This window comes from Mucilaginibacter panaciglaebae (assembly GCF_039539265.1).
GTDB classification, from domain to species: Bacteria; Bacteroidota; Bacteroidia; order Sphingobacteriales; family Sphingobacteriaceae; genus Mucilaginibacter; species Mucilaginibacter panaciglaebae.
On record NZ_BAABCV010000014.1, the window covers coordinates 62,641 to 69,869 of the forward strand.

Annotated in this window: 11 protein-coding genes; all 11 read left to right on the plus strand. The window is 36.6% G+C overall.

Annotated features, from left to right (window positions below; genetic code table 11):
- Positions 1-10 precede the first annotated feature (10 nt).
- Complete coding sequence (locus ABD772_RS16545; protein WP_486348207.1) at positions 11-622, plus strand: RHS repeat domain-containing protein; 612 nt, start codon at positions 11-13, stop codon at positions 620-622.
- Positions 537-1,265, plus strand: a complete 729-nt coding sequence (locus ABD772_RS16550) for a hypothetical protein (protein ID WP_345107010.1) — start codon at positions 537-539, stop codon at positions 1,263-1,265. Before ABD772_RS16545 ends, ABD772_RS16550 begins: the two co-directional genes overlap by 86 nt.
- Positions 1,265-1,900 carry a hypothetical protein gene (locus ABD772_RS16555; protein ID WP_345107013.1) on the plus strand — a complete coding sequence of 212 codons (636 nt, stop codon included), beginning with the start codon at positions 1,265-1,267 and terminating at the stop codon, positions 1,898-1,900. Before ABD772_RS16550 ends, ABD772_RS16555 begins: the two co-directional genes overlap by 1 nt.
- 381 nt (positions 1,901-2,281) lie before the next feature.
- Entirely contained in the window at positions 2,282-2,461 is a 180-nt protein-coding gene (locus ABD772_RS17620) for an RHS repeat-associated core domain-containing protein (RefSeq protein ID WP_425562845.1), read from the plus strand.
- 78 nt (positions 2,462-2,539) lie between these two features.
- Positions 2,540-2,755 (plus strand): hypothetical protein, encoded by a 216-nt coding sequence (locus ABD772_RS16560; protein ID WP_345107016.1) that lies wholly within the window; start codon positions 2,540-2,542, stop codon positions 2,753-2,755.
- 22 nt (positions 2,756-2,777) lie between these two features.
- Positions 2,778-3,185 carry a hypothetical protein gene (locus tag ABD772_RS16565; RefSeq protein WP_345107019.1) on the plus strand — a complete coding sequence of 136 codons (408 nt, stop codon included), beginning with the start codon at positions 2,778-2,780 and terminating at the stop codon, positions 3,183-3,185.
- A 355-nt stretch (positions 3,186-3,540) separates the two neighbouring features.
- Positions 3,541-3,882 carry a hypothetical protein gene (locus tag ABD772_RS16570; protein WP_345107022.1) on the plus strand — a complete coding sequence of 114 codons (342 nt, stop codon included), beginning with the start codon at positions 3,541-3,543 and terminating at the stop codon, positions 3,880-3,882.
- 50 nt (positions 3,883-3,932) lie between these two features.
- Positions 3,933-4,436: a hypothetical protein gene (locus ABD772_RS16575; protein WP_345107025.1), complete on the plus strand. Its 504-nt coding sequence runs from the start codon at positions 3,933-3,935 to the stop codon at positions 4,434-4,436.
- Between the two features lie 395 nt (positions 4,437-4,831).
- On the plus strand, positions 4,832-4,996 hold the full coding sequence (locus tag ABD772_RS16580; RefSeq protein ID WP_345107028.1) for a hypothetical protein: 165 nt from the start codon (positions 4,832-4,834) through the stop codon (positions 4,994-4,996).
- Positions 4,965-6,059 (plus strand): RHS repeat-associated core domain-containing protein, encoded by a 1,095-nt coding sequence (locus ABD772_RS16585; protein WP_345107030.1) that lies wholly within the window; start codon positions 4,965-4,967, stop codon positions 6,057-6,059. The genes ABD772_RS16580 and ABD772_RS16585 overlap by 32 nt, the downstream gene beginning before the upstream one ends.
- 1 nt (position 6,060) lies before the next feature.
- On the plus strand, positions 6,061-6,609 hold the full coding sequence (locus ABD772_RS16590) for a hypothetical protein (RefSeq protein ID WP_345107032.1): 549 nt from the start codon (positions 6,061-6,063) through the stop codon (positions 6,607-6,609).
- Positions 6,610-7,229: the final 620 nt, after the last annotated feature.

Here is a 7,229-nt window from a genome sequence, read left to right on the forward strand (position 1 = left end):
CGCACCGGCCATTTGGAAAAACGAACAGACCGCAAGCACCACCGTCGAAGCATTACATTATTTACACCGCGATTATCAAGGGAGCATTTTAATGATCACCGATGCCAGTGGGAATGTGGAAGAACGGCGCCAATTTGATGCCTGGGGTAATATTGTTAAGCTAACCGATGGTGCAGGCAATACTTTAACAGCGTTTGCCATTTTAGAAAGAAGTTATACCGGGCATGAGCACTTGTTAGGTGTTGGGTTGATTAATATGAATGCTCGGTTATATGACCCCTTGTTACATCGGTTTTTATCTCCTGATGATAATGTGCAGAATCCAACAAATACGCAGAGCTTTAACAGGTATGGGTATGTGTTGAATAATCCGTTCAAATATACCGATAAAAATGGGTGTTTTTTTATTGAGCCATCATCGGATTTGCTGTTGGATATGTATCGCATTCTATTGAAACCGGTAATTGGGTTGGGCTTCTGTAAAGGCGGGCTTGGTAAGTGGTTTGGCAGCCGGTACGGGGGCGTATTTATCAACGTTGTTTTCCTCAGTTATAGGCTCTACCGCTGCGGGGTCTTTTGCAGGGAAATTAGCCGGGAACGTCCTTTCTTCGGCTATTGTTAGTGGAGGTAGTAATGCGCTTTCAGGACAAAACGTTTTCAAAGGGCTAGAATCCGGAGCGATTAACGGAGTCATATCAACTGGTTTGGGGGAAGTAGAGTTTGGTGGAAGTTGGGCAGGCGTTGGAGAAGATACAGCATTTGGAGGAGTATCTGGGGGAATAGTTTCAAAAGCCTTCGGCGGGAAATTTGGTGATGGATTTACAAATGGTGCTCTTTCTGCATTGTTTAAAAACATAGCCTACTATAGGGCGACAATTGATGCTAAACAACAAGGAGCGGAGGATTATCTTGACGATGACTTCTCTACTCATCCCACAGATGACGAAATTTTACATGGAGTCGGTTCCACGGGAGACTTACAGTACGATCTGTTAACAGCAGAGCAATATAATTATATCAAGGACAATTACGGTGGCTCTACGGGAAACAACGTATTTGATCTTTTAGAAGGTAGTGATATTCCAGAAATAGGAGATGGGCATTTCAAGGTTGGAAATTTACACTTTAGAAATTATACAGGGCAGGAATATGGGAAAATTCAACCTGGCTATTCTGTTCACTATGATAACTATAATGTAAATTTAAATCCTTTTAAACATTATATTATTGACACTATGGACCAAGCGGCAAGAGGATACAAATAATGAAAAAATTATCATTTTTAATTATAGTGGTATGCTTGATAATACTGTTTATGACATCGTGCATTCGGTATCAAAAACTTCTCTATTTGGAGCCCTCTGGCCCAGATATAGGGAAATGGGAGACGGGTTGGGAAAAAAACCCTTTAGACTCAAAATATTTCTATATTAAACGAAATATATTAGATTCTTTAGGTAATGAGATAGGATCAATTAATTTTGAATTCGACGGCTATGAAAATACTTTTTCAAAACCTAAACATTTGGTATTTGGTTTGTCATTGAAACCCATTAATAATAATTTTATAAATCAATTTGATTTAGATAGTGTCGATTCCCGGAAAATAAGAGATTCACTCTTCAAAAAGAGAATTGGTACGGGTGCCATGTTGCCGTATAATAAATTTCAGCTAATCAGTGCTGACAACATCCACATTACTATGGATATAAAGGAGTTTTTTCTTGGATATTCAAAATCACAATATCGTGGTTTTAGATTGATGGGAACAGGTGCATTTATACCTAATACTAAAATAAGGATCATAACGGGTGATCCTTATTTTGACAAAATAATAATGCAGTCATTTTTTTTATTTAAAACAAAAAAAATAGTAAATATAGGGACTCATATTAATTAAGTTTTAATATAGTTCCTTCTATTGCCTATTTGGCGTATATATAATTTCAAGAAATTTATAGCGTTTAAAACAATGCAGCTCCCTCCTATTAAATTTTTATGGATTCTATTTTTGTTTTATTAAAATGTAATGTATGTATTGCTCAACATGGCGTTATGGCATTTGCCAGTGATACACAAGAGCCTATATGGTTCGAAAAACTATATCACAAGCTGCAAGCACAACCGTCGAAGCATTACATTATTTACATCGCGATTTTCAAGGTAGTATATTGATGATTACTGACGCAATCGGTAATGTGGAAGAACGGCGCCAATTTGATGCCTGGGTAATATTGTTAAGCTAACCGATGGTGCAGGCAATACTTTAACAGCGTTTGCCATTTTAGAAAGAGGTTATACCGGGCATGAGCACTTGTTAGGTGTTGGGTTGATTAATATGAATGCTCGGTTATATGACCCCTTGTTACATCGGTTTTTATCTCATGATGATAATGTGCAGAATCCAACAAATACGCAGAACTTTAACAGGTATGGTTATGTGTTGAATAACCCACTTTGATATATCGACCAAACGGGCCATACTTGGCTAAGTAGTTTTGGGAATTGGATTGGTGATGCGGCGAAGCAAACATTGCACTTGACTGCAAACTTCGTTGCAAATGGGATTGTAAATACGGTAGGTGTAGCACTTGGCGCTTCATTAGGTGCAGCTTTTACAGCGGTGGGAGCAGTTGTAGGAGTAGGGCAAGTCATATTTTCTGGTTTTAAAAATTTTACTATTCTTTATGGAAGCTATTATAATTATATGGGATCTGGTTGGTTTAGTAGAATGGTCAAATGGTTAAAACTTTAAAAAATTAATAGAAAAGGAAATTATGAAAAAAATATTATCAATGCTGACCATGCCCCTTTTATTCATTGGTTTGAATTCGTCAAGTTGTAAACATGAGGTTGACCCAATACGTATAAAAATAAAAAACAATTCTAATTCTGCTGTTTATTACGCGCTTTCATATTCCTATCCGGATACGGCTTTAAACAGAATAGAGGTTATCCCACATAACAAAGGCAATACGAGTTCGAAAATTAATGCTAATGATAGTGATCTTATTACAACTGGCATTTTAGGTATTAGCCCAATAACACAAATGTTTATCTTTGATGCTAATACAATAGAACATACCCCCTGGGATAGTATTGTAAAGCATAATATGGTACTTAAGCGATACCAGCTTACAGAGAGTGATGTGAGAAAAGCTAATTGGACAATTACTTATCCATAACAGAATGATACAATGGGTAAATATTCAAAATAGTTGTTATTTCATAAGCCTTGCCGGTTAGCACGCACGTATTGCGGGTGCTACTAATATTACATTTAATTACATCCGTCTACTAGCGCAAGTATGCCTATCGGATAAGTTAGTATATCCCTTCGTGTCCTTTCAGAGGCGTTATGGGGAAATAGAGTTCTTGGTCAATCATTTCAGTTTGGGTTTTTAAAAATGGTGACATTAAATAATAAAATTGTTGACGAACTAAACATTGATCATTATACCAAAGAAGGTTGGAGATCAATAATTGTATTATTAATAGATTAATAGATTAATTGTTAGTGGTTGTTCCTTTTCAGAGTTAGTGAAGGTCACGAATTGTAATATTAAAATATTTAACGCTGTAGGAGCTTGGTTTGAGGAAGGGCTTGAGGTAAAAAACTGTGTGTTTATTAGTGAAGTAACTTTTGAAGCAGGCGGACACAATACTATTCAACCTATATTAATAGAAAATAACGTTTTCAACTGTTTTGTTGATTTTTTTGATGCACATTACAATGGGCCGTTTATTTTCACTAATAATTTAGTTTTAAAAGGAAGTAACCTACTGGCAAACTCTGATAAGCCTTACAAAACGATATTTGCAGCGGGAAGTAAAATAGAAAGCAATATCGGAACATTAAACATTGAAGGTCCTGATGATTGATTGTTATGTCGCTTACATTGATTGATGGGCTTTATGACGTTAACAAAGCTATGAAGGTATTAACTACGAGTGTGAAATTGCATAGAATTAAAAGCGGGTTAACTACTTTTTCTTTGCTGTTGATAGGTTTAAGCTGTAGAAAATCTTCAATGAATAACTCATATTCTATCCTGTTAGAGAATCACAGCACACGCCCGGTTGGATTTTACATTGCAACAGGAGGAACCTACGGAACCTTATATCCTGATACATCTTTACCGAAAAATAAATCGATTGATATAATATCGAGATTAGATGTTAATAAAACATTCTATAGTTATAGTAGTCTCAGATGGGACAATGTTTTTAAAACATTGCCAAAAGATACATTGTCGGTATTCATATTTGATTCAGATACCCTTGCAAAATACCCTATGGAAATCATTAGTCAACAATATAAAATATTAAAAAGATATGATTTAAGTATAAGCGATTTAAGGAAGCTTAACTGGGCGGTGCCTTATCCTGCTTCATCTGAAATGGAGAATATGAAAATGTTTCCTTCTTATCCTTGATTTTTTAAGGATAAATAAAGTTTTCGATTTTATACTGTTCGTAAGTTTTACAAAGCAAGTTTATGCCAAAGAGTCAGATAATTAAATGGCTACCATGAGGAAACTAAAATTTTTTGTCTAATTTTTTTGCTGCAATCTAAAAATGTTTGCCCCCGCTCCCGTAAGCGTGCCGCTTGTGGGTATTTCAGCTTATGGTTAAATTCATCCTATTAACTCCAAAATAAGCTTTCAGCTTAATAGTTTTTTGAAATAAACGCGTCCAATGGCAAAACCAGCCTTGTACTTTATTTAGGTGGGGACGCTTATAGAGCTACGGCAATGGCAGCATCAGCAAACATCCAGTACCACTGCTAACTTACATTTATCTGCACCGCAACTATCAGGGCAGCGTCCTGATGATCACAGACGCAAGCGGAGCTATAAAAGAGCAACGCCAATTTGACGCCTGGGGTAATATTGTTAAGCTAACCGATGGCGCAGGCAACGTATTAACAGCATTTGCAATTCTTGACCGGGGTTATACGGGGCATGAAACATTTGTTAGGCGTTGGGCTGATTAATATGAACGGCCGTTTGTATGATCCGTTGTTGCATAGGTTCCTTTCTCCGGATGAATATGTTCAAGACCCTACCAATACGCAGAATTTTAACAGGTATGGGTATGTGTTAAATAATCCACTCAAGTATACCGACCCTTCCGGAAATGCTTTTGGGCTTGACGATACTTTTGGAATAATCCTTGGTGGATTTACTAACTCATTTAGCAACATCGCATCGGGCAATGTAACAAACGTATGGACGGGATTTTCCTATTTTTTTGTAGGGACGATAGCGGGCGAAATCGCTGTTAATACCGGAGGACTCGGAACCTCATTAAGCGGCGCCTTTTTAGGAACGGCCAACAATATAATTGCTCAACTATCTGGACATGGCCATATAGATTGGGGACAAGCTTACTTGTCTGGTATAACTGGTTTAGTAACAGCGGATATTGGGGCCGAATTAGGTAACTTAGTTGGACCTAGCATAACAGGGTTGACCGACAAAATTGCAAGTCCGGTATTAAGACAAGTCGCAACCAATGCCATAACCACCGGTGGTGTAGGATTTACATTGGGCACAGCAGGAGGTTTAATTAGCGGCAAATCGTTTGGAGCATCATTGGGTGAGGGAGCTAAAGGAGGAGCACAGGGCCTTGCCCTGGGAGCTATAACCGGAGGAGCTGAGGGCTTTAGATTTGCTCAAAAATATAATTTAGATTTGTGGACGGGCAGAAGTAATTTAACTATAGATCAAGCACATTCCTTAGGACTTCAATCTATAACAATGGGTAACAATCTCCAAGACATCCAATTTAACCCAAAACAGATAAATGCTGACGCGACTAATAGCGATTACGCAACTGCTGTCGCAAAATGGAATCAAATACGAGCACGATATGGATTACCACCACAATATAATCCGGGAAACACAGGGTTTACGGTTTCTTTAAATGATGGAGGAGTTATTAGAAGATCATTCTATAGTGGAGGGAACACGACACCTAATGGATATTCTATCAAACTAAATTATGTTCATCCTGTTGGAAATAATCCCAAACCATTTTATTTAAGATATAAGTAACATGTTAAAACTTGATAACGAAAAGATTAATTTTTTGAGCGGGTTGGTAGGTTATTCCTTCGATGGCTTGATTTCAACAAACATTGATAAGGATACGATTAATACTTCTACATATGTGTCTCATTATGTTAAAATGATTATTCAATTTAAATGTAAACAGGCTATTAGGCGAATTGCGATCGAAAGCGATTTTATAGAAAATGATGACGGTGATATGTTTTACGACTATGTGATAGAACAAGAAGACCTTTTAAATTACACAAAAAGACCGACTTTCACATTTCACTCGTCGCCTATAAAAGAAATATTGATATGTGGTAGAAAATTTGAAATAAATGACTTTAAAGACTATCCAGATATTTATGAAAAATTTATAGCATTCGATAAAACAGATGATGTATTCATCTTCAAATTTGAAAATGATGAGGAAGCCTTATTGTATTTTGATTGTTTTTTGCATCGTCTTACGCTTACCCTGAATCGTAATGAAATAGAACTTTTTTGGAATAATTATGGTGAACTTTATGAAAAGCATTGGACGATTCGATAGTTAACACAGGCAATACAGTTAAGTACAGAAGAACCTAAAGTCATTTAGTCCTAACGAATGCGCGAGAAGTTAATGGAATAATTACGAGGTCAACACTAAAAATAAGGCTCACATGCCGAAATATTGCAAAATAAATTTTACGCTTCTCATTTGTAACAATGAGGAATTCAAAAGTGAAACGCTTTTTCTGTTGCATGGCCAGTAACAGCCATAATTACAAGTGCAGGAACTCCCATTTTAAACATATTAGATGCAAAGGCCCGGCCTTCATTTTAAAGATTGCCATAGGAGTATTCTTTTAATCAAAGATAAACTGTGTGCGGAAAGTGTGCGGAAAGTGTACGGAAATAATTTATTTTATTTTATCCAGCCTTATGCAACTTTGGTTTTGACTAAATTTTATACTTAAAATTTAGATTTACTTTTATCTACTTTTATCATCTTGATTTTAGGGCATAGTCCTGATGGGATCACTGTTATAGAAAGCCTTTCTGTGAGTCGTCCTAAAATAGGTTGACAGAAATTAATGGTTAAAGATAGTCCTTGTTGGGTAAAACCGGCAAGGATTTTTTATTATGTACGATTTGAGGTGTTTGATAGTTCAATGCCAAATGTGGTCT

Coding starts and splice junctions, on each gene's coding strand:
- ABD772_RS16555 (WP_345107013.1), top strand. CDS start 1,265: ATGAAAAAATTATCATTTTTAATTATAGTGGTATGCTTGATAATACTG.
- ABD772_RS16565 (WP_345107019.1), top strand. CDS start 2,778: ATGAAAAAAATATTATCAATGCTGACCATGCCCCTTTTATTCATTGGT.
- ABD772_RS16575 (WP_345107025.1), top strand. CDS start 3,933: ATGAAGGTATTAACTACGAGTGTGAAATTGCATAGAATTAAAAGCGGG.
- ABD772_RS16580 (WP_345107028.1), top strand. CDS start 4,832: ATGATCACAGACGCAAGCGGAGCTATAAAAGAGCAACGCCAATTTGAC.
- ABD772_RS16585 (WP_345107030.1), top strand. CDS start 4,965: ATGAAACATTTGTTAGGCGTTGGGCTGATTAATATGAACGGCCGTTTG.
- ABD772_RS16590 (WP_345107032.1), top strand. CDS start 6,061: ATGTTAAAACTTGATAACGAAAAGATTAATTTTTTGAGCGGGTTGGTA.